This window comes from Pseudomonas sp. CFBP 8772 (assembly GCF_014841665.1).
Taxonomy (GTDB): domain Bacteria; phylum Pseudomonadota; class Gammaproteobacteria; order Pseudomonadales; family Pseudomonadaceae; genus Aquipseudomonas; species Aquipseudomonas graminis_B.
The window spans coordinates 227,123-253,608 of sequence record NZ_JACYUI010000002.1 but is presented as its reverse complement, the minus strand read 5'-3'; the positions used below and the strand labels follow the sequence as shown (position 1 = coordinate 253,608).

Below are 26,486 nucleotides of genomic sequence, written 5' to 3'. Positions count from 1 at the left end.
CCCGTAAAACGGGCTACAAAACCGACCATTGGGAAGCATTCTCAGGAAAAAAGAGACGCTCTTACTTTTGTTAACAAGAATTACTTGCAATAATAACGGCCCTTTGTTCTCCTCCGCTCGCCTAGCGCCAGCGTGACGCTCTCAGAACGAACAGCTATTTCATATCAGGTCGGGCCAGCATGACATCTATTCAAATCCCCGCTTCGTCAATTGCCACTCGAGGTCTGCCACGTGCTGGACGCGCCATTGCCGCGCTGCTGTTCAGCCTGATGTTGACGCCTGTAGCGCTCGCTGACGCCAACGCTCCTGCACAAAAACCCGCCGTACAAGCCGAGGCGCCAGCCGCTACACCGGTTGACCCCGCTACAGCGCCAGGCGTTCAAGAACTGACCCCGGCTTCTGCTCCGGCTGAGTCGCTCGACGCCGCGGCGGAAGATAACAGCCTGGGCATGTCCCACGATCTCTCGCCATGGGGCATGTACAAGAACGCGGACATCATCGTCAAAGCCGTGATGATCGGTCTGGCCATTGCATCAGTCATCACCTGGACCATCTGGATCGCCAAGGGCTTCGAACTGCTCGGCGCCAAACGTCGTCTGCGAAGCGAAATCGCTGCGCTGAAACGCGCGCGCAATCTGGACGAAGCCAGCGCAGGGGCCAAAAAAGAAGGCACCCTTTCCCACTTGCTGGTGCATGACGCACTCGAAGAGATGCGTCTGTCGGTCAACACCCGCGAGCGCGAAGGCATCAAGGAGCGCGTTGCTTTCCGCCTTGAACGCCTGGTCGCCGCCTGCGGCCGCAACATGAGCATGGGCACCGGTGTATTGGCGACCATCGGTTCGACTGCGCCGTTCGTGGGCCTGTTCGGTACCGTCTGGGGGATCATGAACAGCTTTATCGGCATCGCCAAAACCCAGACCACCAACCTGGCCGTTGTAGCGCCGGGCATCGCCGAGGCCTTGCTGGCCACCGCGCTGGGCCTGGTTGCCGCGATTCCTGCCGTGGTCATCTACAACGTCTTCGCCCGCTCCATTGCCGGTTACAAGGCGCAAGTGTCCGACGCTTCGGCGCAGGTTCTGTTGCTGGTTAGCCGCGATCTGGATCACCAGCCTGCGGCCGAGCGCAACCAACCGCCGCACATGGTAAAGATGGGGTAAACCATGGGCCTGCATTTGAAGGAAGGCGATGACGATCTCGCCGAGAACCACGAAATCAACGTGACGCCGTTCATCGACGTCATGCTGGTCCTGCTGATCATCTTCATGGTTGCCGCACCGCTGGCAACCGTGGACATCAAGGTCGACCTGCCCGCCTCTACCGCCAAACCGGCGCCTCGGCCCGAAAAACCGATTTTCCTGAGCTTGAAAGCTGATCAGAGCCTGTACCTGGGCGATGAAAAAGTGGCCCGCGAGCAGATCGGTCAGGTGCTGGATGCCAGGACCAAGGGCAAGAAAGACACCACGATCTTCTTCCAGGCTGACAAAGGCGTCGACTATGGCGACCTGATGGACGTCATGAATGCCCTGCGCGGCGCCGGCTACCTGAAGGTGGGCCTGGTGGGTCTCGAGACGGTCGGCAAGAAATGATCAATACGCGCCAAAAGCTGACGCGCTATAGCGGTAGTCTGTTGTTGGTGCTGGCGGTCCATGCCGTGGCGATTGTCGTCGCATTGCGCTGGCCCTCCTCGCAGGCCATTGAGCTGCCCCCGGCGGCGATGATGGTCGAGCTGGCGCCCGTTCCAGAGCCTGCACCGCCGCCACCGCCAAAAGTCGTGCAACCGCCGCAGCCGCCCGCGCCTGAAGAACAGCTGCCAATTCCGCCAGTCGCCGAGGCGCCCAAGGCCGAAATCGCTGTGCCCAAGCCGGTCAAGCCCAAACCCAAACCACAGCCGCCAAAACCTGTGAAGAAGGTCGAGCCGCCGAAGGAAGAAAAGCCAGCCGACGACAAGCCGCTGGACGCACCGCCGTCCAACGCCAAACCGGAGAAGTCGGCGTCGCCGCAACCCGCTCCGCCCACGCCACCGAGCAATGCATTACCGACGTGGCAGGGTGAATTGCTGAGTCACCTGAGCAAGTTCAAGCGTTATCCGGAAGACGCCCGACGCCGGGGTATGCAGGGCACCAGCAAGCTGCGCTTTGTGGTCGATGGCGAAGGCCGCGTGCTGTCCTATGAACTGGCCGGCGGTTCAGGAAGCGCTTCACTGGATCGAGCGACTCTGGAGATGATCCGCCGCGCGCAGCCATTGCCCAAGCCGCCGCCGGAATTGCTGAAGAACGGGTCGCTGGAAGTGGTCGCTCCCTTCGTTTATTCCCTGGATAAACGCTGAAACCAGAATTTTGTCAGCCGCGACGGGTTGATAACGTGCGTCTATCGATTGCACCCGCTATGCTGGGGCCGCAACTTCATGGACGCACGTTATGACCCTCACAGAATTGCGCTACATCGTTACCCTCGCCCAAGAGCAGCACTTCGGCCATGCCGCTGAACGCTGTCACGTCAGCCAGCCGACCTTGTCAGTGGGCGTAAAAAAGCTGGAAGATGAACTCGGCGTGCTGATTTTCGAGCGCAGCAAGAGTGCCGTACGTCTGACCCCGGTTGGCGAGGGCATCGTGGCCCAGGCGCAGAAGGTTCTCGAACAGGCTCAGGGCATTCGCGAACTGGCCCAGACCGGCAAGAATCAACTGACCGCGCCGCTTAAAGTCGGCGCGATCTACACCGTTGGCCCTTACCTGTTTCCTCACCTGATTCCCCAACTGCACCGGGTCGCCCCGCAGATGCCGTTGTACATCGAGGAAAACTTTACCCACGTGCTGCGCGACAAGCTGCGCAATGGCGAGCTCGACGCGATCATCATCGCCCTGCCGTTCAACGAGGCCGATGTCCTGACGCTGTCGCTGTACGACGAGCCGTTTTACGTGCTGATGCCGGCCGATCATCCCTGGACCCAGAAAAAGACCATCGATGCCTCGGCGCTGAACGACAAGAGCCTGCTGCTGCTCGGCGAAGGTCACTGCTTCCGCGATCAGGTGCTCGAAGCCTGCCCGACGCTGGTCAAGGGCGGCGACGCTGCCAAGCACACCACCGTGGAGTCCAGCTCGCTGGAAACCATTCGGCACATGGTCGCGTCGGGGCTGGGTATTTCCATCCTGCCGATGTCCGCCGTCGACAGCCATCACTACGCGCCCGGCGTGATCGAGGTCCGTCCGCTGTCGCCGCCGGTGCCATTCCGCACCGTGGCAATCGCGTGGCGTGCCAGCTTCCCGCGTCCGAAAGCCATCGAAATCCTCGCTGACTCGATCCGTCTGTGTTCCGTCGCTCGTCCTAAAGCTCAGGCTGAAGCGAGTTAAGGGACGGTATGACGGAGCTGTCTCATGTCTCGGTCACGGCGCTAAAAGGCGTCGGTGAGGCAATGGCTGAAAAGCTGGCGAAAGTCGGTCTTGAGAACATTCAGGACGTGCTGTTTCACCTGCCGTTGCGTTACCAGGACCGGACTCGTGTTGTGCCCATCGGCGAATTGCGTCCGGGCCAGGACGCCGTGATCGAAGGTGTGGTCAGCGGCGCTGACGTGGTCATGGGCAAGCGCCGCAGCTTGCTGGTCAGGATGGGCGACGGCACCGGCGTGTTGAGCCTGCGCTTTTACCACTTCAGCAACGCGCAAAAGGACGGCCTCAAGCGCGGTACCCACGTGCGCTGTTACGGCGAAGCCCGGCCCGGTGCCTCAGGCCTTGAGATCTACCACCCGGAATACCGCGCGATCACCGGCGACGAGCCGGTGGCCGTCGAGCAGACACTGACGCCGATCTACCCCACGACCGAAGGCCTCACCCAGCAGCGCCTGCGGCAGTTGTGCCATCAGAGCCTGTCAATGCTTGGCCCGAAGAGCCTGCCTGACTGGCTGCCGGATGAGCTGGCGCGCGACTATCAACTCGCGCCCCTGGCTGACGCCATTCATTACCTGCACAACCCGCCTGCCGATGCTGACGTCGAAGAGCTCGCGCTGGGCCATCACTGGGCGCAGCACCGACTGGCATTCGAAGAGCTGCTGACACACCAGCTTTCCCAGCAACGCCTGCGTGAAAGCCTGCGCTCGCAACGCGCGCCTGCACTGCCACCGGCGAAACGCCTGCCGAAGAAATTCCTCGCGAACCTCGGATTCCCGCCCACAGGTGCGCAGCAGCGCGTCGGCAACGAGATCGCGTACGACCTCAGTCAGCACGAGCCGATGCTGCGTTTGATTCAGGGCGACGTAGGCGCAGGCAAGACGGTCGTGGCAGCACTCGCGGCCTTGCAGGCCCTCGAAGCGGGCTATCAGGTCGCACTGATGGCGCCCACCGAGATCCTCGCCGAACAGCACTTCATCAATTTCACCCGCTGGCTGGAGCCACTCGGCATCGAGACGGCCTGGCTTGCAGGTAAGCTCAAGGGCAAGGCGCGGGCGGCGTCACTGGCGCAGATCGCCGGCGGTACGCCCATGGTCGTCGGCACGCACGCGTTGTTCCAGGACGAGGTGCAGTTCAAGAACCTCGCGCTGGTCATCATCGACGAGCAACACCGTTTCGGCGTTCAGCAACGCCTGGCCCTGCGCAAGAAGGGCGTCGGCGGCTCGATGTGTCCGCATCAGTTGATCATGACCGCCACCCCCATCCCGCGCACTCTGGCGATGAGCGCCTACGCCGACCTCGACACGTCGATTCTCGACGAACTGCCCCCCGGGCGTACGCCGGTGAATACCGTTCTGGTGGTCGACAGCCGGCGCATCGAAGTGGTCGAGCGCGTACGCAATGCATGCGCCGAAGGCCGGCAGGCGTATTGGGTGTGCACGCTGATCGAGGAGTCCGAGGAGCTGACGTGTCAGGCCGCTGAAACGACGTTCGAGGAACTGACCAGCGCGCTGGGCGAGCTCAAGGTCGGCTTGATTCACGGGCGCATGAAGCCCGCCGAAAAAGCCGCCGTCATGGGCGAGTTCAAGCAGGGCAACCTGAATCTGCTGATTGCCACGACAGTGATCGAGGTCGGCGTGGACGTCCCCAATGCCAGCCTCATGATCATCGAAAACCCGGAACGCCTGGGCCTGGCGCAGCTTCATCAATTACGCGGTCGGGTCGGCCGGGGCAGCGCGGCCAGCCATTGCGTGCTGCTGTATCACCCCCCGCTTTCGCAGATCGGTCGCCAGCGGCTGGGCATCATGCGTGAAACCAACGACGGCTTCGTGATTGCAGAAAAGGATCTGGAGCTGCGTGGGCCGGGCGAGATGCTCGGAACGCGCCAGACAGGACTGCTGCAATTCAAGGTTGCTGACCTGATGCGCGATGCAGATTTGCTGCCAGCGGTCAGGGACGCGGCGCAGGCGCTGCTTGAGCGCTGGCCTCAACATGTCAGTCCCCTGCTGGAGCGCTGGCTGCGCCATGGCCAGCAATACGGCCAAGTGTGAAGCAGTCAACGCAATAACAGGGTGTCTCACCTCTATAACAACTAAGCTGGTTATACTTCAGCGATTGTAGGAATCTGGATACAGGCCATGACAGAAGTTGCCCACATCGACGCAACCCCACACTGCCCTTCTATCATTCGGCAGTTGCTGGGCAAAGCTGCCATCAACTTCCGTGAAGTGACTGATGACGAGTCTCTTCCGCTTGATCAAAAAGTGCAGGCCATTCTGGTCGACGACTCCGTTGGCGCGCTGTTCATCCTGTTTCCACAAAACCAATTGCTCGACCTCAATCGTGTTACCGAGTTGACCGGCCGCAAGTTGAAAGCGGTTCCGAAAGAGTCGCTCGAACTCATGCTGCAAAAACATAAACTGGGCACGTTGCCCGGCCTGCCTTCGCTGACCAGCTCGCCTTGCCTGTATGAAGAGCGGATTCTGTCCGGCAATACCGTGCTGATCGATTCTGGTGAACCAGGCCTCTTGCTGGAGATCAGCAGCGAGGAATTTAAGACGCTGTTGACCAAGGCCAGCGCTGCCCGCTTTGGCGAGCCGGTGACCTCCGTCACGCCCAACCTCACGCGTCCCGATGACGACCGCGAGGAAATCACCAAAGCCGTTCAGAATTTCACTGCCCGGCGCATCCAGCAGCGTCTGGAGTCCACGGTGGAAATCCCGCCCTTGGCCGACACGGCGCAGAAGATCATCAAGCTGCGTGTCGATCCCGACGCGACCATCGACGACATCACCGGCGTGGTGGAAACCGATCCGGCATTGGCGGCACAAGTCGTGAGCTGGGCGGCGTCCCCGTATTACGGTTCAGCCGGCAAGATCCGCTCGGTGGAAGATGCCATTGTTCGCGTGTTGGGTTTTGATCTGGTGATCAATCTGGCGCTCGGTCTGGCGCTGGGCAAGACCCTGGCGCTGCCCAAGGATCATCCGCAGCAGGCAACCCCTTACTGGCAGCAGTCGATCTACACAGCCGCGATCATCGAAGGCCTGACCCGCGCCATGCCACGTGCCGAGCGCCCGGAAAGTGGCCTGACGTACCTCGCCGGTTTGCTGCACAACTTCGGCTATCTGCTGCTGGCGCACGTGTTTCCTCCGCATTTTTCGCTGATCTGCCGCCAGATCGAAGTCAACCCGCACCTGCATCACAGCTATGTCGAGCAGCACCTGCTGGGCATCAGCCGCGAGCAGATCGGCTCCTGGCTTATGCGCAACTGGGACATGCCGGAGGAACTGGTCATCGCCCTGCGCTTCCAGCACGACCCGCACTACGCAGGCGAGCATTACAAGTATGCAAACCTGGTGTGCCTGGCGGTGAGGCTGCTGCGCAAGGAAGGCATTGGCTCAGGCCCGCTGGAAAGTATTCCGGACGAGCTGCTCGAACGCCTGAAGCTGTCCCGCGAGAAAGCTCAGGACGTGGTGAAGAAAGTACTGGAGGCCGAAGTGCTGTTGCGCGAACTGGCCTCGCAGTTCAGTTAATCCGGAAGTGTCCGGGGAGGACTACTTCTTCTTCCTCGGCTTCAGATACTTCGTCAGCCCCTGAAACCACATCACCAGGCCAGCGTTGCCGGTCACCACGATGTCCTTGTCCTGAATGCCCTGCATGAAAGCGAGTTGCTTATTCTGCGCCTGCATTGTGGCGAAGCCGTAGTCGGCATCCTTGAAAGAAATCACGAAAGCAGGCGCCGCGAAGGTGCCGGCGCGGCTCTTCACGCGTTGATCGCGCACGATGAAATGCCTGGCGATCTTGCCGTCAGCCGTCTGCAACTGGAACGCCAGATCCTTCCCCGCAAGTTGCTGTTGAAACGCGGGATTATTGCGACTGGCGCGGGCCATCAACAGGCCCAATATCCAGAGTAGAAAACGAAACTTCATGCGTGGGCCTCATGGGGTCAGCGGCAGTTTGGGTGACCAGGCGCAGTGTAGCGAGCTTGATTGACCGGTGAACAAGCAGAACCGGTCAGTCGCAAAGTGGCGGACTGGACGAAGCGCACAGGTCCAGCACGGTTGATTCATCGGGCATAAAAAAATGGACATGCCGACTGATCGGCATGCCCATTTCCGCGCTGCTCGCCCCCCGCAGAGCGCTCAGCGAATTACTTTTTCTTTGCTGCGGGTGCCTTGGCCGCTGCGGCCTTGGCTGGCTTGGCATCTTTGGCGGCTGCTGCCGGCTTGGCTGGTTTCGCTGGCTTTGCCGCGTCCGGATTAACGCTGTCTTTGAGAAACTTGCCCGGCTTGAACGCCACCGTGTTGCTGGCCTTGATCTTGACGGGCTCACCGGTCTGAGGGTTCTTACCGGTGCGGGCGCCACGATGGCGCTGCAAGAAAGTGCCGAAGCCAACCAGTGTGACACTGTCCTTCTTGTGCAGCGCGTTGGTGATTTCGTCGAGCACGGCGTTGAGGACGCGATTGGCTTGTTCTTTGGTGAGATCTGCTTTCTCGGCGATAGCCGCTGCGAGTTCTGGTTTACGCATATGAAGCCTCTTTTACGGTTTTTGTTTTTATGTCCCGTGCAGCCCTTGCGGACAGCGAGCAGGTGCCGCAACAGCTCTACGTTGCGGCAGACCGGAATGAGAATGGCACGCCACCGGGGCCCGCGCCAGTACGTGAGCCACGATTGTTTCAACTAAAAGATGGCTTATCCGACAGAACGACTGTTAATCATGCCAGCAGCGGGGGCAAAGCCTTGTTCAGGGCGAGCTTGTCCATCACCGCAGCGCCTGTCAGCGCGTAACCCAGCAGGTTGCCGTCGCTGTCGCAGCACAACGCCTTGATATCGGCGCCCTCACCTTCCACGGTCCAGACACCTTCCGAGCCCTTGGGCGGCGGGGACACTACCAGCGGGCAAACCGGCGTTTTCACCGTCACCGGCATTGGGCCATATTTGACGGCTGTGGGTGTACCAGCGAGGGTCTGCGCCAAGGCTCGGGCGCAGTTCATCAGCGGCATGACGTAAAGCAGGTTCAGCCCATCCACTTCAGCGCAGTCGCCCAGCGCGTAGATGTTTGCATGGGACGTCTGCAAATGCCGGTCGACCACAATGCCACGCCCGACTTCCAGGCCCGCCGCTGCGGCGAGATCAGTGCGAGGACGCAGGCCTATGGCCGACACCACCAGATCGCAATGCAGCACCTCGCCGTCGGACAGGTGCGCTTCGAGGCCGGTGTCGGCACGATCAAGCCGAGTCATCAAAGGCCCGAGGTGAAAACGCGCACCCAGGCTTTCCAGCCCGGCCTGTAATGCGGCGGCGGCCGCAGGAGGCAGCAATGTCGGCATCACCTGCTCGCATGGCGCAACGAGGTCGATTTCGTGGCCGCCCAAAATCAGATCGTTGGCGAACTCACAGCCAATCAGGCCTGCGCCGAGGATCAACACCCGCTTCTTGCCGGCGGCTGCGGCGCGGAAACGCGCGTAATCCTCAAGATCGTTGATCGGGAATACGGCGTCGCAAGCATCACCCGCCACCGGCACGCGGACGGTTTCCGCCCCCCAGGCCAGAATCAGATCGCGGTAGGCCACCGCTTCCTCGCCGATCCACACACGCTTATGACCCGGATCAATGCCGCTGACGCGGGTGTGCGTGCGTACCTCGGCCCTGAGCTGCTCAGCCATGGCGCCCGGCTCGGCCATGCTCAGTCCGTCGGCTTCCTTGTTTTTGCCAAAGCCGGTGGAAAGCATGGGTTTGGAGTACGAACGGCCGTCATCGGCGGTGATCAGCAACAGCGGCGTCTCGCCATCCAGCTTGCGAAATTCGCGAGCGAGGTTGTAGCCGGCCAGCCCGGTACCGATGATCACGACAGGTGCGTTCATTCACTTCTCCAGCGGGGTCTTGGAAGTCGGCGGATCAGCCGATTTCGATCATTTCAAAATCCATTTTGCCGACGCCGCAGTCAGGGCACAGCCAGTCTTCCGGCACATCCTGCCAGAGCGTGCCCGGCGCGATGCCGTCATCCGGCCAACCGTCGGCTTCGTTGTAAATCAGGCCACAGACTACGCATTGCCACTTTTTCATCGCTCGGTTCTCTTGGTTTCAGGCTAGACGTCCCAGACGCTCCGCTGTCGTCGCGAAGTTTATCGAATGGGTCAGGCCTTTTACTGATCACAGCGCCATGACGCAAGTTTCATTGATGTACAACGCGTGTACTTTCCAGTGGGAGCTGGCTTTAGCCGGGAAGGCGTCAGTGGCCGCACCGCGAAATTGAGGGTGCTCACACCGGCCTCTTCCCGGCTGAAGCCGGTCCCACGGATACTCCGCATATCGCCAGTAGGACTGGCTTTAGCCGGGAAAGCGTCAGTGGCCGCATCGCAACATTGACGGCGCTCACACCGGCCCCTTCCCGGCTAAAAGCCGGTCCTACGAATACTCCACATATCGCCAGTAGGACTGGCTTTAGCCGGGAAGGCGTCAGTGGGCGCACCGCGAAATTGATGGCGTTCAAACCGGCCCCTTCCCGGCTGAAGCCGGTCCCACGAATACTCCGCGCATCGCCAGGTGGACTGGCTTTAGCCGGGAAGGCGTCGGGGGCGTCGGCGCAAACGGGTGGGTGCTCCGGTCGTCGGTCAAAAATCGCAATCATGCTAAGCTCGCCGCCTCAATTGCCGCCTGTGTTTGTCTCCCGTGATCCAGCAAACCCCTGCATTTCCAGCGCCCGAGTGGCTTTTGCGCGATCAGTTGATCGGAGCACCCTCGCCTGCCGTTCTTGAGTGGCTTTTCCACGAAGATTCCTTGACCCGACGCCTGACCCGGCTCTCTGACGACCACTTTTGCGTCGAACCGCAGTTCGAAGGCTGGCAGCCCCTGCGTGACGATGAATGCGCCGCGCTGCAATTGCCTGAGGGCAGCGAAGGCTGGGTGCGTGAGGTCTACCTGCTGGGCCGCAATGAAAGATGGGTGTTTGCCCGCAGTGTCGCCGCTCGCCGCGCGCTGGAGCAGGATGGCCTGCACATGGACGAACTCGGCACCCGGTCACTGGGCGAGTTACTGTTCAGCGATGAAGCCTTCGCCCGCGGCCCGCTGCAGGTCTGCCGCTATCCTGCGCAATGGCTGCCCGAGACTGACGCACAGCAGGGCTTGTGGGGACGCCGCTCCTGTTTCAGCCGAGGGAACTTGAGCATTCTGGTAGCGGAAGTGTTTCTGCCCACTGCATGGCGTGCCATCGAACCCAACGCTCCACTGCATGCTCAAGAGGGCCGCTGATGTACCTGTCGTTGCTCAAATCCCTGAACCGTCTGCACCCGCGCGCCTGGGACTTCATCCAGCTCACGCGCATCGACAAGCCCATCGGCATTTATCTGTTGCTATGGCCCACTTTGTGGGCCGTCTGGATTGCCGGCAAAGGCTCGCCGTCCCTGAGCACGCTGCTGATTTTCGTCGTCGGCGTGTTCCTGATGCGCGCGGCGGGCTGCGTGATCAACGACTTCGCCGACCGCAAGGTGGACGGCCACGTCAAACGCACCGAGCAGCGGCCTTTGGTCAGCGGCAGGGTGACGTCAAAAGAAGCGCTGATCCTGTTCGCGGTACTGGTGGGAGCGAGCTTTGTGCTGGTCTTGTTCACCAACACGACGACGATCTGGCTGTCGTTCGGCGGGCTTGCTCTTGCAGCCACTTATCCCTTCATGAAGCGCTACACCTATTACCCGCAGGTGGTACTGGGTGCCGCGTTCTCGTGGGGCATGCCGATGGCGTTCACCGCCGAGACCGGCGAGCTGCCCGCTGCCGCCTGGCTGCTGTACATCGCCAATCTGCTGTGGACGGTGGGATACGACACGTATTACGCGATGACGGATCGCGAGGACGACTTGAAGATCGGCGTGAAATCCACCGCCGTGCTGTTCGGCGATGCGGATCGGGTGATCATCCTCACGCTGCAATGCCTGGCGTTGTTTTGCCTGATGCTGGCGGGTGCGCGCTTCGAGCTGGGCCTGTATTTCTTCATCGGCCTGCTGGTAGCGGCGGGATGCTTCGCCTGGGAGTTCTGGTCGACGCGGGACAAAGACCCGCAAGCCTGTTTTAAGGCCTTTCTGCACAACCATTGGGCAGGGCTGGCGATTTTTGTCGGTATCGTGGCGGACTACGCGCTGCGCTGACCAATTCGGACACACGCAGCGCTTTAAGCGATCAGATTATGGCTTGGCGATGTGCCAGACGTCGCCCTTGCCGTCGCCGGTTTTGTCGCCAGCGGCCTTATCGCTTTTGAAGAAGTACAGCGGCTTGCCCTTGTAAACCCACTGCGAAGCACCGTCATCGCGCTTGATAATGGTCCAGTCGCCCTCAGGCTTGTCGCTGGCCATGGCAGTCAGCGGCGGCCAGTTGGTTGCGCACTGATCGTTGCAAACGGACTTGCCTGCCGAGGTGTCTTTATCAAAGGTGTAAAGGGTCATGCCTTTGTGGTCGGTGAGCATGCCGTCACTGGTCATCGCGGGCGCGGCAGCGAATGCCATCCCGGAAGATGCCAACGCTGCTGCCGCCAAAAGGCGCATCAGAGCAGAAGAAATTTTAGCCATGGATGAATCCTCTTCTTGTTTGTCGTTGTATGGACATTTCTTGTAGGACAAGTCCCCAGCTTAGCCCTAGACCGGCGAATACGCCTAGCGCGAACTAACCTGTCACACGACTGCAATAATTCCGTTATCTAATGCGCCCCAAGACAGTTAAATGACATGAGGTTCGAGGCATGGCTGGCAGGAGCATTCTGATCGTCGACGACGAAGCACCCATACGCGAAATGATTGCCGTCGCGCTGGAAATGGCTGGCTATGACTGCATTGAGGCTGAGAATTCGCAACAGGCCCATGCCGTGATTGTCGACCGCAAGCCGGACCTCATCCTGCTGGACTGGATGCTGCCCGGTACATCCGGCATTGAGCTGGCCCGTCGTTTGAAGCGTGACGAGCTGACCGGTGACATCCCGATCATCATGCTCACGGCCAAAGGCGAAGAGGACAACAAGATCCAGGGTCTTGAAGTCGGCGCCGATGATTACATCACCAAACCCTTTTCTCCCCGCGAACTGGTCGCCCGGCTCAAGGCCGTGCTGCGGCGAGCTGCCCCGAACGATGGCGAATCGCCGATCGAAGTGGGCGGTCTGCTGCTGGACCCGATCAGCCACCGCGTGACCATCGACGGCACACCTGCCGAGATGGGCCCGACCGAATACCGCCTGCTGCAATTCTTCATGACCCACCAGGAACGCGCCTACACCCGCGGGCAGTTGCTCGATCAGGTCTGGGGCGGAAACGTCTACGTGGAAGAGCGCACCGTGGATGTCCACATCCGGCGTCTGCGCAAAGCCCTCGGCGAGGCTTACGAAAATCTGGTACAAACCGTCCGCGGTACTGGCTACCGCTTCTCCACCAAAAGCTGAAAACGCTTTTGGCAGCGATTCAGACCGCTGAAGACAAGGACGCGTTAATTGAATCACAACTGGCATGGCACCCTGATCCGGCACTTGCTGATGTTGGTCACAGCCTCGCTGTTGGCCGGTTTGATCAGCGGGCATTACGGCGGGTGTCTGGCAATCGGTCTGGGGCTTTATCTGGCCTGGACCCTCAAACAGCTGCTGCGCCTGCATGACTGGCTTCGCCATCACAAACCCGACGAGCCGCCACCCGATGGCTATGGCTTGTGGGGGGAAGTCTTCGACAGCATTTACCATCTGCAACGACGCGACCAGCGCGTGCGTGGCCGCCTGCAAGCGGTTATCGACCGTGTTCAGGAATCCACTGCCGCGCTGAAAGATGCTGTGATCATGCTCGACAGCGACGGCAACCTGGAATGGTGGAACCGCGCGGCAGAAACCTTGCTGGGCCTGAAGACGCCCCAGGACAGCGGGCAACCCGTAACCAATCTGGTCCGCCATCCGCGCTTCAAGGAGTACTTCGCCCACGCCAACTACGCCGAACCGCTGGAGATTCCTTCGCCGGTCAATGACCGCCTGCGCATTCAGATGCTGATCACCCGCTACGGCAACAACGAGCATCTGATGCTGGTGCGCGACGTGACGCGCATGCACCAGCTGGAGCAGATGCGCAAAGACTTCGTCGCCAATGTGTCCCACGAGCTGCGCACACCATTGACGGTGATCTGCGGCTATCTGGAGACGCTGCTGGATAACGTCGAGGACGTGAACCCGCGCTGGGTCCGTGCGTTGCAGCAAATGCATCAGCAAGGCGGACGCATGCAGACGTTGCTCAACGACCTCCTGCTGCTGGCCAAGCTGGAAGCCACCGATTACCCGTCCGACAACCAGCCTGTGGCCGTGTCGTCGCTGCTGCAAAGCATCACCAATGATGCTCAGGCCCTGTCAGGAGACAAGAACCAGCAGATTACCCTGGAGCTGGAAAGCGACGTCAGCCTCAAGGGCAGCGAGGCGGAGTTGCGCAGCGCGTTCTCCAACCTGATCTTCAATGCGGTCAAATACACGCCGGCGGAAGGCAAGATCCGCGTCCGCTGGTGGAGTGACGGGCGTGGCGCCCACCTGAGCGTGCAGGACTCCGGCATCGGTATCGACAGCAAACACATTCCGCGCCTGACCGAGCGCTTCTACCGCGTCGACTCCAGCCGCGCGTCAAACACCGGCGGCACAGGCCTGGGCCTGGCGATCGTCAAGCACGTGCTGCTGCGCCACCGCGCAGCACTGGAAATCAACAGCGTCCCCGGCAAGGGCAGTGTGTTTATCTGCAACTTTGCCCCGGCGCAGATGACCAAAGCCTAGGCAAGCCTGTAGATAGCCGCTAAATTGCGTCCCTTGTGCCCTCCAATTGTGAGGGCTTGTTTCATTCCACACCTCAAAACGGAACCTGCAAAACCCCATCATGGACCCTTCCCCTGGTATCAGCCTGGCTTCACTCTTCGCCGATTTCGGCATGATTCTTTTCGCAATGGTGTTGGTTCTGCTCAACGGATTCTTCGTTGCGGCCGAGTTCGCCATGGTCAAACTGCGCTCGACACGTGTCGAGTCCATCGCCGACAACAACGGCTGGCGCGGACGCATTCTGCGCACCGTTCACAGTCAGCTCGATGCTTACCTGTCGGCTTGCCAGCTGGGTATTACGCTGGCGTCGCTGGGTCTGGGCTGGGTCGGTGAGCCGGCGTTCGCGCACTTGCTGGCCCCTTTGCTCGAGACGGTAGGCGTGGAGTCGCCTGAAGTCGTCAAAGGCGTGTCGTTCTTCAGCGCCTTTTTCATGATTTCGTACCTGCACATCGTGGTGGGTGAACTGGCGCCGAAATCCTGGGCCATTCGCAAGCCCGAGCTGTTGTCGCTGTGGACCGCGGTGCCGCTGTACCTTTTCTACTGGGCGATGTACCCGGCCATTTACCTGCTCAACGCCAGTGCCAACGGCATTCTGCGCATCGCTGGCCAAGGCGAGCCCGGCCCTCATCACGAGCATCATTACAGCCGTGAAGAGCTCAAGCTGATCCTGCACTCAAGCCGCGGTCAGGACCCCAGCGACCAGGGCATGCGCGTGCTGGCCTCCGCTGTGGAAATGGGCGAGCTGGAAGTGGTGGACTGGGCCAACTCCCGCGAAGACATGGTCTCGCTGGAGTTCAACGCCCCGCTCAAGGAAATCCTCGCGATGTTCCGCCGGCACAAGTTCAGCCGGTACCCGGTGTACGACTCAGACCGCAACGAGTTCGTGGGTCTGTTGCACATCAAGGACCTGCTGCTGGAGCTGGCGGCACTGGATCACCTTCCCGAGTCCTTCAACCTCGCCGAGCTCACGCGGCCGCTGGAGCGCGTCTCCAAGCACATGCCGTTGTCGCGTCTGCTGGAGCAGTTCCGTCAGGGCGGCGCGCACTTTGCGCTGGTTGAAGAAGCCGACGGCAAGATCATCGGCTATCTGACGATGGAAGACGTGCTGGAAGTGCTGGTGGGCGATATCCAGGACGAACACCGTAAGGCCGAGCGCGGGATCCTGGCTTATCAGCCGGGCAAGCTGCTGGTACGCGGGGACACGCCGCTGTTCAAGGTCGAGCGCCTGCTGGGCATCGATCTGGACCACGTGGAAGCCGAAACCTTGGCAGGCCTGATCTACGACAGCCTCAAGCGCGTGCCTGAGGAAGAGGAAGTCATGGAAGTCGAAGGCCTGCGCATCATCATCAAAAAGATGAAAGGGCCGAAGATCGTGCTGGCAAAGGTGCTCAAGCTGGATTGAACTGCCCGTCAGAGCAGATGATCAATTCCCGCCAATCGCGAAGTTGGGCAGGCTCTGGACCGGTTGCGAGAATTCGTACGGGATCGACTCCAGCGCCAGCCCGACATTGCGCTGCACCACGAAGTGCAAATGCGGGCCGGTGCTGTTGCCGGTGTTGCCGGAGCGCCCGAGCGGCGCGCCCACTGCCACATGCTGACCCTCCTTGACGCTCACAGATCCTTGCTGCAGATGCAGATAAACGCCCATCGTGCCGTCGTCGTGCAGGATGCGCACGAAGTTGCCCGACGGATTGGCGCCTCGGCCGGATTGCGTGTTCTCGGTCTTGATCACGGTACCGCCCCGCGCGGCGATGATCTGCGTGCCTTCGGGCATGGCAATGTCGATGGCGTAGCGGCTCTTGGCCCCTATGTGGCTGTAGGATCCGTTGGCACCCTGACTGATGCGAAACGGCCCGCCCACCCACGGCAATGGATAGCGATAGGCAAATCCATTCGCTGAAACACCGCGCTGCGGGTCGCCCACGATGGATCGCAGGCTTGGCTTGTAAGTCATGGCCTTGCTGGCGACTTGCGGGCTGAGGGCGATGAGGCGTTCGTTGCTGCGTGCCGCGATGGTGCGGCGAATGACTTGGTCGGACACCCCCACCACGTTCTTCACCCCGGCCAGACGCAGCTCGACTTCCACGGGTGCGTAAAGGTCGTTTCGCACGTACAGGCTGTCGCTGCCATTGGCTTTCTTGACGCTCAGGCGCACCTGGCTGTCGATGCGCTCGACCATGCGCTCGCGAAGCTTCATCACTTGCGCGCCACGCACGGGCTGGTCGGTAAACGACACCACGCCATTGGCATCGGTGAACCGATAGATCGTGACTGCCCCGGCGGTCTGCGTGGCCAGCAGTAAGGCACAGACAACCAGCACGCGCTCTAACATCGGGATAGACCTGGTGAGTGGACGATTGGCGCCCAGCCTAACAGCGATCCCGACGCAATTGGACTCATCCGAATCAATCGGTAATAGATGAAGCGTCAAGGAAATCGCGTCAGCATGGGGCGCGATCGGAATTGCAAATTCTATGCTAGGTAGCGTGGCAGCGAGCTTGCTAGCGAAGATGGACTCCCGGCCGCTGCACATTTAGCGGATTTACCGGTCTCTTCGCGAGCAAGGTGGAGCACCACCCCGGTTGCTCCCACATAGTGAGCACTCGCCGGAAAATCAGCACCCCTAACGTGGCAGCGGATCAGGCACCCGGCACGAAATGCTTCTGCGCAGTGCCACGGGCAATCAGGCGCGAGAGGTAATCGAGCTTCTGGGTGTCCTTGTCGACGAAGCGGAAAGTGACCTGCAGCCAGTCGCTGTCGGGCTTCTGCTCGAAGGCGGCAATCGCGTGCAGATAGCCGTTGAGACGCGCGACCTCGGCGTTTTCACCCTGTTCCAGATCGAGCACGGCGCTCTCCAGGATCTGCGGCAGCACCTCGCCACGGCGGACCAGCAGCGACGCTTCCTTGAGCGTCAGCGCCTTGATCACGCAGGGCTGGTTCCCGCTCGGAAGACGCAACTGACCCTGACCACGACCCGTCGGTGCAGCGGCTGGAGCAGCCTTGGCCATTGGCTGGACCGCAGGCTGAGCCGCTTGCGATGCCGCCGAAGCAGCGGGTGCCGTGTTGACGACCTCAGGGCGATTACCGGTCAAAGCGCTGAGCGAGTCATTGGCAAACGCCGCATTGGCGCGGGCCGGACCACTGGACATCAAGGCATCGAGCTTGCCGACCTTGTGCAGCGCTTTTTTGACCTTGGTCAGCAGTTGCTCGTTGGTGAACGGCTTGCCGATGAAGTCCGATACGCCGGCCTGGATCGCCTGGATGACGTTTTCCTTGTCACCACGGCTGGTGACCATGATGAACGGCATGGTCTTCAGGTTTTCCTGCTGGCGGCACCAGGTCAACAATTCCAGCCCGGACATTTCGGGCATTTCCCAATCGCACAACACCAGATCGAACACTTCACGGCTCAACAGCACTTGCGCCTTGCGGCCATTGACGGCGTCTTCCAGCGCGACGCCTGGAAACGCGTTGCGCAGTCCTTTCTTGACCAGATCACGGATGAACGGTGCGTCATCCACCACCAATACACTGACTTTACTCATCGACGCTCCTGATGGCGTGTTCACCGCAAAGGCGAGCATTCGCTGGCGGGCGGCCAGCTGCCAAACTGTTTGACGACACCGGGACTTTTATTCGCGGGTGACTTGAAAAAATACGGGCAGACCGGAGAAACAAAAACGCCCGGCGGTCGCCAGGCGTTTTTTCTCAGGCAATCTTATTTATCGTCAGGCGCGTCCAGAACATTAATCCTTTCGGCGGTCAGACCTTTGACTTCTTCCTGCATGCGCTTGAGGCCCAGGTGGCGAACGTCGGTACCGCGCACGAGGTAGATGACCAGTTCGGAGATATTCCGCGCGTGGTCACCGATGCGCTCCAGCGAACGCAGCACCCAGATCACATTGAGCACGCGGGAGATCGAACGCGGATCTTCCATCATGTAGGTGACCAGCTCACGCAGCGCCGTCTTGTACTCGCGGTCGATATTTTTGTCGTACTGCGCAACGGACAACGCCAGATCGGCATCGAAACGAGCGAACGAGTCCAGTGCATCGCGCACCATCTTGCTCACCTGATCGCTGATATGGCGCACTTCGACGTAACCGCGCGGCGACTCACCCTCCTCGCACAGCTGAATCGCACGGCGGGCGATCTTGGTGGACTCATCGCCGATACGCTCAAGGTCGATGACCGACTTGGAGATGCTGATGATCAGACGCAGGTCGGAGGCAGCAGGCTGACGACGGGCCAGAATGCGCAGGCACTCTTCATCGATGTTGCGCTCCATCTGGTTGATGCGGTCGTCCACCTCGCGCACTCGCTGGGCCAGGCCCGAGTCGGCTTCAATCAACGCGGTAACGGCGTCGTTGACCTGCTTCTCGACCAGACCACCCATTTCCAGCAGGTGGCTGCGAACTTCTTCCAGTTCAGCGTTGAACTGCTGGGAGATGTGATGTGTATGGCTGTCTTTGATCATGAGTGTCCGTCCGATTGATTGCGCGGTGGTTCAAGGCTGACGAAACACGTGCTAGCCGTAACGACCGGTTATGTAGTCTTCAGTCTGCTTTTTGGTCGGATTGGTGAACAACGTATCGGTGTCCCCGTACTCGACCACCTTGCCCATGTGCAGAAACGCGGTGTAATCCGACACGCGCGCGGCCTGCTGCATGTTGTGGGTAACGATCACAATGGTGTATTTGGATTTCAGTTCGTAGATCAGCTCTTCGACTTTCAGGGTCGAAATCGGGTCGAGCGCGGAGCACGGCTCATCGAGCAGCAGCACTTCAGGTTCGACGGCGATGGTGCGGGCGATCACCAGACGTTGCTGCTGACCACCGGAAAGTCCGAGCGCCGACTCATGCAGGCGGTCCTTGACCTCGTCCCACAGTGCGGCGCCGCGCAACGCCCATTCGACGGCTTCGTCGAGCACGCGCTTCTTGTTCACGCCTTGAATACGTAGCCCGTAAACCACGTTTTCATAAACGGTCTTGGGGAACGGATTGGGCTTCTGGAAGACCATGCCGACCCGGCGACGCAACTCGGCGACGTCCTCGCCTTTAGTGTAGATGTCGTGGCCATAGAGCTTGATCTCGCCCTGAACGCGACAGCCATCCACCAGATCGTTCATGCGGTTGAAGGTGCGCAGCAACGTGGACTTGCCGCAGCCGGACGGCCCGATGAACGAGGTGACGCGTTGTTTCGGGATGTTCATCCGGATGTCGAACAGCGCCTGCTTCTCGCCATAGAAGAGATCCAGCCCCGGCACTTCCAGCGCAACGGCTTCGTTCGCCAGATCCAGCACCTGGCGCTTGCGACCCAGGGCCGACATATTGATGCCGTGGGCGTGGGATTCGTGTTGCATGGTCTCTCTCCGTTCGTAGCTGCAAGCCTTTAGCCGCAAGCTGCAAATTTGGTGCTGATACGGTATGCGGCTTTTCAGCTCGCCGCTTGAAGCTTGAAGCTTGAAGCTTGAAGCTTGTCGCTGACTCAGTCTTCAAACGCCTTGTACTTGTCGCGCAGGCGGTTGCGAATCGTTACCGCCGAGAGGTTCAGCAGCGCAATCACCAGCACCAGCAGCAGGGCCGTGGCGTACACCAACGGGCGCGCGGCCTCGACGTTGGGGCTTTGAAAACCGACGTCGTAAATATGGAAACCCAGGTGCATGATCTTCTGATCAAGGTGCAGGTACGGGTAATTGCCGTCCAGCGGCAACGACGGCGCCATCTTGACCACACCCACCAGCATCAGCGGCGCCACTTCACCGGCCGCTCGCGCCACGGCCAGAATCAGGCCGGTCATCATGGCCGGGCTGGCCATCGGCAGAACGATCTTCCACAAGGTTTCGGCCTTGGTCGCGCCCAGGGCCAGCGAGCCCTCGCGCAGCGTCAGCGGGATGCGCGCCAGGCCTTCTTCGGTGGCGACGATCACCACCGGCACGGCGAGCAGCGCCAGAGTCAACGACGCCCAGAGCAGGCCGGGCGTGCCGAACGTCGGCGCCGGCAGGGCTTCGGGGAAGAACAGTTGATCCAGAGAACCGCCCAGCACGTAAACGAAAAAGCCCAGCCCGAACACGCCGTAGACGATCGCCGGAACGCCCGCGAGGTTGTTCACGGCGATGCGGATCAAGCGTGTCATCACGCCCTGACGTGCGTACTCACGCAGATACACGGCCGCGAGCACGCCAAACGGCGTCACGATGACGGCCATGATCAGCGTCATCATCACGGTGCCGAAGATCGCCGGGAAAATCCCGCCCTCCGTGTTGGCCTCGCGCGGGTCGTCGCTGAGGAACTCCCAAAGCTTCTGGAAGTAGGACCCCAGCTTGGTCATCGTGCCCATGGCGTTGGGTTGATACGCGTGAACCACCTTGCCGATGCTGATCTCGATTTCTTTGCCGTTGGCGTCACGGGCCGTCAGGCTGTCACGATTGTATTCGGCGTGTAACGCGCCAAGCCGCGACTCGACGTCTTTGTAGCGGGCGTCGTATTCGGCACGCTCGGTGGCCATGTCTGCCTGGGCCGCTGCATCAAGTTCGCCGTTCAGCTCAAGCTTGCGCGCTCGCAGACGCAGCCGCTCGATCCCGTGGTTGATCGCGCCGATCTCGCCCTTTTCCAGGTCATCCAGTTGATCGGAAATCCCCTGCACGCGCTCGATACGCGCCTGTAGTTGCGGCCATGCGGCTTCGCCTTGTGCGACGACTTTGCCGTCTTCCTTGACGTTGACCAGATAGCCGTAAAAGTTGCCCCACTCGCGGCGCTCCAGGGTCATCAATTCTGCTGGCTTGCGCGGGTCCTTGAGCCACTCGCCAATGACCCAGTTAAAATCGCTGGGGCTGATGTCCCGGTTGCCGACCTTGAACAGATCGCGGGTCATGAACTCCGGCCCCCGATCAGGGACTGGCAACCCGGCGGCCTTGAGCCTTGCGCGTGGCACTTGTTCAGACTGAACCAGCTCGCCCACCAACACGTGGCTTTCCTGCCCGGGAACGTCGTATTGGGCGGAAATCACATCGGCGGGCCAGAAGTGTCCCAGCCCGCGCACGGCGATCACCGCCAGCAGGCCGACGGTCATGATCACCGCGATAGACACCGCGCCCGCGCTCAGCCAGACGCCGGGGGCGCCACTGTTGAACCATCGCTTTAGGGAGGTCTGCTTCATCGGTTTCAACCTGCCCTAAAGAGACGAATACTGCTTGCGCAGGCGCTGACGAATCAGCTCCGCCAAGGTATTCATGACAAATGTGAACATCAGCAGCACCAGGGCGGCGAGGAACAGCACGCGATAATGACTGCCGCCCACTTCCGACTCGGGCATCTCCACCGCTACGTTGGCCGCGAGCGTGCGCATGCCTTCGAACAGGTTCATGTCCATGATCGGCGTGTTGCCGGTGGCCATGAGCACGATCATGGTTTCGCCGACGGCGCGCCCCATGCCGATCATCAGCGCAGAAAAAATCCCCGGGCTGGCCGTGAGGATCACCACCCGAACCAGCGTCTGCCACGGCGTGGCGCCGAGGGCCAGTGAGCCGAGCGTCAGACCGCGCGGTACGCTGAACACGGCGTCCTCGGCGATCGAGTAAATGTTGGGGATGACCGCAAAGCCCATGGCGATCCCGACCACCAGTGCGTTGCGCTGATCGTAGGTGATGCCCAGGTCGTTAGTGATCCACGAGCGCATGTCGCCGCCGAACCACCAGTTTTCCAAGTGCGGGCTCATGCTCAGTGAGACCCAGCCAATCAGCAGAATGACCGGAATCAGAATCGCGCTTTCCCAACCGTCGGGCACCCGCAGACGAATCGAGTCAGACAAGCGCGTCCAGCCGAACCCTGCCAACAAGATGCCGATGGGGGTAAAGATCAGCAGGCTAAAGATGCCCGGCAGATGCCCTTCCAGATACGGTGCCAGAAACAGCCCGGCGAAGAACCCGAGAATCACCGTCGGCATCGCTTCCATCAGCTCGATGATCGGCTTGACCTTGCGGCGCATGCGCGGCGCCATGAAGTAAGCGGTGTAAATCGCCGCAGCGACGGCAATCGGTGCGGCCAGCAGCATGGCGTAGAACGCGGCTTTGAGGGTGCCGTAGGTGAGCGGCGCAAGACTCAGCTTGGGCTCGAAATCGCTGTTGGATGCGGTGGATTGCCAAACGTATTTGGGTTCGTCGTAATTCTCGTACCAGACCTTGTCCCACAGGGCGCTCCAGGAAATCTCCGGGTGCGGGTTTTTCAGGCTCAAGGGCAGCAGCTTGCCGCTGTCCTCAACGACGATGCGATCCGCCCGCGGCGACAAGCCCATCACGGCCGGGCCGCTGGCAATCGGGTCGATCAGCAGCGTGCGGTGAGCGGTGCTGTGGAACACACCGAGCTTGCCGGAGGTGTCCATGGCGATGAAGCCCTTGCGGCGTTGCTCGGCGGTGATCAGGGAGATCGGTGCGCCACTCATTTTGAAATCCCGAATGTGCTGCAGACGCATCTCGCCATCGACGTCCCGCGCCATGAACCACTGCGCGATATTGCCTCGGGAACTGCCGATCACCAGAGAGACGCCACCGACCAGTTGCGTGCTCGCGGTAGTTTCGGCATCGGCGTCTTCAAGCAGTTTGTAGCGGCCGTTCAACGTGCGATCCCGCAGGTCGAACACATCCACCAGCGCGCGACCATTGATCACGTAAAGCCACTGCTGGCGAGGGTCGACGTAGATGGCTTTAACGGCCGCCGACAGCTGCGGCAGCTCGATTCGGTTCTGCTCGCGAGTCGTTTCGCCCGTCATCAGGTTTTCAGATTGGGTCAGCGACAACACGTGCAGCTGGGGACCGGTTGCGCCGGCCAGAATCAGGGTGGTGTCGCTCGCATTCAGACTGACGTGCTCGATCGCCCGCCTCCCTTCGTCCAGCACCAGCGGCGTCTCGCCGTAGGGATAGGTAATCGTGGGGGTGATGGTTTTTTTGCTGTCGGGATAGCTGATCGGGTAAGCGTGCTTGAACACCAGCACCTGGCCGTTGGACAGGCCAACCGCGATCAAAGGCTTGCCGGGCTGATCCTGCGCCACCGACGTCACTTTCGCGCCAGCAGGGATCGGCAAAGCCACTCGGGAAATCTCGCCGCCGTCCTTGAGGTGGAAAAACAGCGCTTCGCCCTTGTCGGACACGCGCATGGCGACCTGATTCTGCTCTTCGATGGCCAATACCATCGGCTTGCCGGCATCCTGCAGCCAGGCAGGCGTTTGAGCATCGCTGCGCGTCAGTTTCGCCCCTTGGAACAACGGCGCAACGACGTAAGCCAGATAGAAGAAAATCAACGTGATGGCGGCCAACACGGCAAGACCGCCGACTAAGACGTACCAACGCGTCAGACGGTCTTTGAGCGCACGGATCCTGCGCTTGCGTTGCAGCTCGGGCGCATTGAAATCGATGCGCTCGGGACGGGGGTTTTCGGTCATTGATGAATTGGCCAAATCATTCATGCGCACACCGTAGCCGCTGTGTATGACAAATACATGACAGCGAGGTGACGCAAAAAAGCCCGCCGCCCCTGAATCGGGGCAACGGACTGTTCAGTGTTCTGCGAGCCTCGTTCCATAAGGCCTTTGTCGTTTGTGGCGGGACGAACCTGTCACCCCGCTTCAGGGTTGTCTGGGCAGCGTGCTCGCTACCGTTCTTGTAGCCCCAGATCAGCCAAGGCTTTGCTAGCGACCTTGGCTGGTAACGGAATGTACCCGTCTTTCATGACAACTTCCTGACCTTGTTTTGACAGGATCAATTTGACGAACTCGGCTTCAAGCGGATTCAACGGTTTGTTCGGCGCTTTGTTGACGTAGACATAAAGGAAGCGCGCCAGTGGGTAGGTGCCATTCAGCGCGTTGGCTTCGTTGTCTTCGACGAACTCGCCGCCTTCTTTTTTCGCCAGGGGCACGGTGCGCACGCTGGATGTTTTATAACCAATTCCTGAATAGCCAATGCCGTTCAGCGAATTGCTGATGGAGCTGACCACTGACGCTGAGCCGGGCTGTTCGTTGACGTTGGGTTTGAAGTCGCCCTTGCACAGCGCCACTTCCTTGAAATAACCGTAGGTGCCGGAAACCGAATTACGCCCGAACAACTGGATGGCCTTGCCGGCCAGATCCCCCGTCACGCCCACATCGCCCCAGGTTTTTGCATCGGGTCTGGCGCCGCACAGCCGGGTGGCGGAAAAGATCGCGTCGACCTGCTGCAGCGTCAGGCCCTTGATCGGGTTGTCCTTGTGAACGAACACTGCCAACGCATCCACCGCCACGGGAATCGCCGTCGGTTTGTAGCCGTGCTTCTGCTCGAAGGCCGACAATTCGCCGTCTTTCATCTTGCGGCTCATGGGGCCCAGGGTCGCAGTGCCCTCAGTCAGTGCGGGCGGCGCTGTCGAAGAGCCGGCGGCCTGAATCTGGATGTTCACGCTTGGGTATTCTTTCTTGTAGGCCTCGGCCCACATCGTCATCAGGTTGGCCAGTGTGTCGGAGCCCACGCTGGACAGATTCCCGGAGACCCCACTGGTTTTGACATAGGGCTTGATTGCCGGGTCGACGGCGGCACACGCATTGCCGACAGTCACGCCAGCCGCCACGAAAGTCAGCGCCGTCATCAAACGTTTGAAGGTCATGCATTGCTCCTAGATGTCCAAATTGGCCGTACGAATCGCCCCTGACGGCCTAAAGATATGACTATATTGTGACAAAAAAATGAACAAATCGAGTTCCCTCCTTCTCTCAGGCCTTCGACGGTTTAACCACAGCGTAAGTGAATTGCTCACCCCACATTATTCGAAATAAAAAAATCCACATTACTTCGAAAACATCTAACTCCCCGGCAACCACTATCTACTATAGAAAGTGCAGGGTTTCTTCCAGACGCCAATACCAATTTAAGGAATTCACCATGAACAAGGGAACTTTCAGTAAAACTCAATTGAGATCAACAATATGGCGAGATAAATTTATCAATCGAAATGCTCTAGCCAACTACGAGCAAGATCCTACAATTCCTTTGCTTAAGCACGATGAGACGTTTGGCAATAAGGGAACATTGGTACTTAGCTCAGCCGGGCATCCACTCACAATAGCCTCAAGCATCGTGCCTACAGCCAAAGACAGCTTTTGGGTAACCGCTTATGAAGAAGCCTCATCCGCAGCAGACACGCCCAATTACGCTGCCGTTGCACGCATCACCGCGGATGGGAAACTGGATTTGAGCTTCGGTCCGGAAAAGAATGGCTTCGGGCAAATTAACTTTGACGATGCACACTATACCCGTCTCCGCTCATCGCATGAAACATCTGATGGAGGTTTAATTGTAGTAGGCGACCTTATAAGTCTAGGAGGCGCCCGCTTTAACAAACCCATGATTACCCGGCTTCTGCCCAGCGGGATTAAAGACTCCAGCTACGGAACTCAAGGCGTCGTAGATGTCCGCGAAGTCATCAACGAAATAAGGACTCATGTGCGGGCTGTTCCTGCCATCGAGTATGCAGTGCAAGCAGATGGAGGGGTTTTTATCCTGGCATCGGTCCAGAGACAACGAGGTAAGCTTACTAAACAAGATGCTTTCCTATTTCATATCACGAAAGAAGGCAGCGCAGATCTAAAATTTCACGGGTACGGGTATGTGATGTTTCGTAAGGATGGAAGGAGCGTTGATCCAATTGATATTGATGTAGATACTGATTCTGGAAGAGTGCTCATCACTTGCCAATACGAAAGCGTGAACATGGAAATTATCCCGTACCTTACGTGCCTGACAAATGAGGGTGAATTAGCACAATTTGGAGATTCAGGTTACCTCGACCTGTCGAACGATTTCGAAACCATAAACAGCTGCACGTTTTCGCAGGACAGTAGCCACATCGTTGTTTGCGGGCAACAGTATTCTGCCGACTATGCAACCGCTTATGCGGCATTGGCAAATTACAAGGAAAACGGTTCGCCTGAAATAATCTTTAATTATGGAGACCCTGTTTTTGTGAGCCTTTCAGAAAATAATAATTTGAGCGTTTTCATGAGTGGACAGCAACTGGCTGCCCCCCTCCATACCACCACAGTTAGAGGCGAGTACGGTCATAGTAGCGACTATAAATTCCATCCAGTGATGGCCCGTTTTCTGTCCAACGGATTGCCAGATCCCAGCTTTGGGGGAGAACGAGGAATAGCCGCGCCCCATAGTGGTGAATTGTTTAGTTATGAGAAAAGCAGTTTCACGACGAACGCCTCCGGGACGTTATTGATCGTCGGCGGGTCTAGAGGTAAGGCATCGATTTTCGCCTACAAGGACAAATTCTAAA

Annotated in this window: 23 protein-coding genes and 1 pseudogene; 12 read left to right on the top strand and 12 right to left on the bottom strand. The window is 59.7% G+C overall.

Annotation, left to right across the window (positions count from 1 at the left end; genetic code table 11):
- Positions 1-179 precede the first annotated feature (179 nt).
- From exbB to IFT99_RS04750, 6 genes are all read left to right on the top strand, one after another.
- Positions 180-1,157, top strand: a complete 978-nt coding sequence (exbB, locus tag IFT99_RS04775; RefSeq protein ID WP_192130652.1) for a tonB-system energizer ExbB — start codon at positions 180-182, stop codon at positions 1,155-1,157.
- A 3-nt stretch (positions 1,158-1,160) separates the two neighbouring features.
- Positions 1,161-1,586, top strand: coding sequence for a TonB system transport protein ExbD (gene exbD / locus IFT99_RS04770; RefSeq protein ID WP_192130651.1), 426 nt, complete (start codon positions 1,161-1,163; stop codon positions 1,584-1,586).
- Positions 1,583-2,326 (top strand): energy transducer TonB, encoded by a 744-nt coding sequence (locus IFT99_RS04765; RefSeq protein ID WP_065988217.1) that lies wholly within the window; start codon positions 1,583-1,585, stop codon positions 2,324-2,326. The genes exbD and IFT99_RS04765 overlap by 4 nt, the downstream gene beginning before the upstream one ends.
- A 91-nt stretch (positions 2,327-2,417) precedes the next feature.
- On the top strand, positions 2,418-3,347 hold the full coding sequence (locus IFT99_RS04760; protein ID WP_065988216.1) for a hydrogen peroxide-inducible genes activator: 930 nt from the start codon (positions 2,418-2,420) through the stop codon (positions 3,345-3,347).
- Between the two features lie 8 nt (positions 3,348-3,355).
- The gene (recG, locus tag IFT99_RS04755) at positions 3,356-5,431 is read left to right on the top strand and encodes an ATP-dependent DNA helicase RecG (RefSeq protein ID WP_192130650.1); all 2,076 of its coding nucleotides are present in this window, start codon (positions 3,356-3,358) and stop codon (positions 5,429-5,431) included.
- A gap of 87 nt (positions 5,432-5,518) precedes the next feature.
- Positions 5,519-6,913: an aminoacyl-tRNA deacylase and HDOD domain-containing protein gene (locus IFT99_RS04750; RefSeq protein ID WP_065988214.1), complete on the top strand. Its 1,395-nt coding sequence runs from the start codon at positions 5,519-5,521 to the stop codon at positions 6,911-6,913.
- Between the two features lie 21 nt (positions 6,914-6,934).
- Here IFT99_RS04750 and IFT99_RS04745 read toward each other — a convergent pair whose 3' ends face one another.
- The 4 genes and pseudogenes from IFT99_RS04745 to IFT99_RS04730 form a co-directional block, all read right to left on the bottom strand.
- Complete coding sequence (locus tag IFT99_RS04745) at positions 6,935-7,309, bottom strand: SCP2 sterol-binding domain-containing protein (protein ID WP_192130649.1); 375 nt, start codon at positions 7,307-7,309, stop codon at positions 6,935-6,937.
- A 329-nt stretch (positions 7,310-7,638) separates the two neighbouring features.
- Positions 7,639-7,908, bottom strand: a pseudogene (locus tag IFT99_RS04740) (HU family DNA-binding protein); the annotation flags it as partial.
- 187 nt (positions 7,909-8,095) lie between these two features.
- A complete protein-coding gene (locus tag IFT99_RS04735; protein WP_065988212.1) occupies positions 8,096-9,244 on the bottom strand; it encodes an NAD(P)/FAD-dependent oxidoreductase in 1,149 nt (382 codons plus the stop codon).
- A 34-nt stretch (positions 9,245-9,278) separates the two neighbouring features.
- Positions 9,279-9,446, bottom strand: coding sequence for a rubredoxin (locus tag IFT99_RS04730; RefSeq protein WP_032856748.1), 168 nt, complete (start codon positions 9,444-9,446; stop codon positions 9,279-9,281).
- A 606-nt stretch (positions 9,447-10,052) separates the two neighbouring features.
- On the opposite strand from IFT99_RS04730, the gene IFT99_RS04725 reads away from it, so the two are divergent.
- Both IFT99_RS04725 and ubiA read left to right on the top strand, forming a co-directional pair.
- Entirely contained in the window at positions 10,053-10,631 is a 579-nt protein-coding gene (locus IFT99_RS04725; RefSeq protein WP_192130648.1) for a chorismate lyase, read from the top strand.
- Complete coding sequence (gene ubiA, locus IFT99_RS04720; RefSeq protein ID WP_192130647.1) at positions 10,631-11,521, top strand: 4-hydroxybenzoate octaprenyltransferase; 891 nt, start codon at positions 10,631-10,633, stop codon at positions 11,519-11,521. Before IFT99_RS04725 ends, ubiA begins: the two co-directional genes overlap by 1 nt.
- 36 nt (positions 11,522-11,557) lie before the next feature.
- Here the strand turns inward: ubiA and IFT99_RS04715 are convergent, their stop codons facing one another.
- A complete protein-coding gene (locus IFT99_RS04715; protein WP_065988207.1) occupies positions 11,558-11,938 on the bottom strand; it encodes a COG4315 family predicted lipoprotein in 381 nt (126 codons plus the stop codon).
- A 170-nt stretch (positions 11,939-12,108) separates the two neighbouring features.
- Here IFT99_RS04715 and phoB point away from each other — a divergent pair, with 170 nt between their 5' ends.
- The 3 genes from phoB to IFT99_RS04700 all read left to right on the top strand — a co-directional run bounded on the left by phoB (position 12,109) and on the right by IFT99_RS04700 (position 15,589).
- Positions 12,109-12,798 (top strand): phosphate regulon transcriptional regulator PhoB, encoded by a 690-nt coding sequence (gene phoB, locus IFT99_RS04710; protein WP_065988205.1) that lies wholly within the window; start codon positions 12,109-12,111, stop codon positions 12,796-12,798.
- Between the two features lie 90 nt (positions 12,799-12,888).
- A complete protein-coding gene (gene phoR / locus IFT99_RS04705) occupies positions 12,889-14,148 on the top strand; it encodes a phosphate regulon sensor histidine kinase PhoR (protein ID WP_244160331.1) in 1,260 nt (419 codons plus the stop codon).
- Positions 14,149-14,248: 100 nt separating this feature from the next.
- Positions 14,249-15,589 (top strand): hemolysin family protein, encoded by a 1,341-nt coding sequence (locus tag IFT99_RS04700; RefSeq protein WP_065988202.1) that lies wholly within the window; start codon positions 14,249-14,251, stop codon positions 15,587-15,589.
- Between the two features lie 21 nt (positions 15,590-15,610).
- On the opposite strand, the gene IFT99_RS04695 is transcribed toward IFT99_RS04700, so the two are convergent.
- The 7 genes from IFT99_RS04695 to IFT99_RS04665 form a co-directional block, all read right to left on the bottom strand.
- On the bottom strand, positions 15,611-16,519 hold the full coding sequence (locus tag IFT99_RS04695; protein WP_192130646.1) for a peptidoglycan DD-metalloendopeptidase family protein: 909 nt from the start codon (positions 16,517-16,519) through the stop codon (positions 15,611-15,613).
- A 307-nt stretch (positions 16,520-16,826) separates the two neighbouring features.
- The gene (locus IFT99_RS04690; protein WP_065988197.1) at positions 16,827-17,732 is read right to left on the bottom strand and encodes a response regulator; all 906 of its coding nucleotides are present in this window, start codon (positions 17,730-17,732) and stop codon (positions 16,827-16,829) included.
- Positions 17,733-17,905: 173 nt separating this feature from the next.
- Positions 17,906-18,664: a phosphate signaling complex protein PhoU gene (phoU, locus tag IFT99_RS04685; RefSeq protein ID WP_037016764.1), complete on the bottom strand. Its 759-nt coding sequence runs from the start codon at positions 18,662-18,664 to the stop codon at positions 17,906-17,908.
- A gap of 51 nt (positions 18,665-18,715) precedes the next feature.
- Complete coding sequence (gene pstB, locus IFT99_RS04680) at positions 18,716-19,549, bottom strand: phosphate ABC transporter ATP-binding protein PstB (RefSeq protein WP_192130645.1); 834 nt, start codon at positions 19,547-19,549, stop codon at positions 18,716-18,718.
- A gap of 125 nt (positions 19,550-19,674) precedes the next feature.
- Entirely contained in the window at positions 19,675-21,345 is a 1,671-nt protein-coding gene (gene pstA, locus IFT99_RS04675; protein WP_192130644.1) for a phosphate ABC transporter permease PstA, read from the bottom strand.
- A 15-nt stretch (positions 21,346-21,360) separates the two neighbouring features.
- Positions 21,361-23,646, bottom strand: coding sequence for an ABC transporter permease subunit (locus IFT99_RS04670; protein WP_192130643.1), 2,286 nt, complete (start codon positions 23,644-23,646; stop codon positions 21,361-21,363).
- A 185-nt stretch (positions 23,647-23,831) separates the two neighbouring features.
- Positions 23,832-24,812, bottom strand: coding sequence for a phosphate ABC transporter substrate-binding protein PstS family protein (locus IFT99_RS04665; RefSeq protein ID WP_192130642.1), 981 nt, complete (start codon positions 24,810-24,812; stop codon positions 23,832-23,834).
- Positions 24,813-25,087: 275 nt separating this feature from the next.
- Between IFT99_RS04665 and IFT99_RS04660 the strand changes: the two genes are divergently transcribed.
- The gene (locus IFT99_RS04660) at positions 25,088-26,485 is read left to right on the top strand and encodes a hypothetical protein (protein WP_192130641.1); all 1,398 of its coding nucleotides are present in this window, start codon (positions 25,088-25,090) and stop codon (positions 26,483-26,485) included.
- The last annotated feature ends 1 nt before the right edge of the window (position 26,486 follow it).

Coding starts and splice junctions, on each gene's coding strand:
- ubiA (WP_192130647.1), top strand. CDS start 10,631: ATGTACCTGTCGTTGCTCAAATCCCTGAACCGTCTGCACCCGCGCGCC.
- IFT99_RS04750 (WP_065988214.1), top strand. CDS start 5,519: ATGACAGAAGTTGCCCACATCGACGCAACCCCACACTGCCCTTCTATC.
- IFT99_RS04735 (WP_065988212.1), bottom strand. CDS start 9,244: ATGAACGCACCTGTCGTGATCATCGGTACCGGGCTGGCCGGCTACAAC.
- IFT99_RS04745 (WP_192130649.1), bottom strand. CDS start 7,309: ATGAAGTTTCGTTTTCTACTCTGGATATTGGGCCTGTTGATGGCCCGC.
- phoU (WP_037016764.1), bottom strand. CDS start 18,664: ATGATCAAAGACAGCCATACACATCACATCTCCCAGCAGTTCAACGCT.
- IFT99_RS04700 (WP_065988202.1), top strand. CDS start 14,249: ATGGACCCTTCCCCTGGTATCAGCCTGGCTTCACTCTTCGCCGATTTC.
- exbB (WP_192130652.1), top strand. CDS start 180: ATGACATCTATTCAAATCCCCGCTTCGTCAATTGCCACTCGAGGTCTG.
- IFT99_RS04665 (WP_192130642.1), bottom strand. CDS start 24,812: ATGACCTTCAAACGTTTGATGACGGCGCTGACTTTCGTGGCGGCTGGC.
- IFT99_RS04765 (WP_065988217.1), top strand. CDS start 1,583: ATGATCAATACGCGCCAAAAGCTGACGCGCTATAGCGGTAGTCTGTTG.
- IFT99_RS04695 (WP_192130646.1), bottom strand. CDS start 16,519: ATGTTAGAGCGCGTGCTGGTTGTCTGTGCCTTACTGCTGGCCACGCAG.
- IFT99_RS04760 (WP_065988216.1), top strand. CDS start 2,418: ATGACCCTCACAGAATTGCGCTACATCGTTACCCTCGCCCAAGAGCAG.
- phoB (WP_065988205.1), top strand. CDS start 12,109: ATGGCTGGCAGGAGCATTCTGATCGTCGACGACGAAGCACCCATACGC.
- IFT99_RS04660 (WP_192130641.1), top strand. CDS start 25,088: ATGAACAAGGGAACTTTCAGTAAAACTCAATTGAGATCAACAATATGG.
- IFT99_RS04690 (WP_065988197.1), bottom strand. CDS start 17,732: ATGAGTAAAGTCAGTGTATTGGTGGTGGATGACGCACCGTTCATCCGT.
- phoR (WP_244160331.1), top strand. CDS start 12,889: ATGTTGGTCACAGCCTCGCTGTTGGCCGGTTTGATCAGCGGGCATTAC.
- exbD (WP_192130651.1), top strand. CDS start 1,161: ATGGGCCTGCATTTGAAGGAAGGCGATGACGATCTCGCCGAGAACCAC.
- pstA (WP_192130644.1), bottom strand. CDS start 21,345: ATGAAGCAGACCTCCCTAAAGCGATGGTTCAACAGTGGCGCCCCCGGC.
- pstB (WP_192130645.1), bottom strand. CDS start 19,549: ATGCAACACGAATCCCACGCCCACGGCATCAATATGTCGGCCCTGGGT.
- recG (WP_192130650.1), top strand. CDS start 3,356: ATGACGGAGCTGTCTCATGTCTCGGTCACGGCGCTAAAAGGCGTCGGT.
- IFT99_RS04715 (WP_065988207.1), bottom strand. CDS start 11,938: ATGGCTAAAATTTCTTCTGCTCTGATGCGCCTTTTGGCGGCAGCAGCG.
- IFT99_RS04730 (WP_032856748.1), bottom strand. CDS start 9,446: ATGAAAAAGTGGCAATGCGTAGTCTGTGGCCTGATTTACAACGAAGCC.
- IFT99_RS04670 (WP_192130643.1), bottom strand. CDS start 23,646: ATGAATGATTTGGCCAATTCATCAATGACCGAAAACCCCCGTCCCGAG.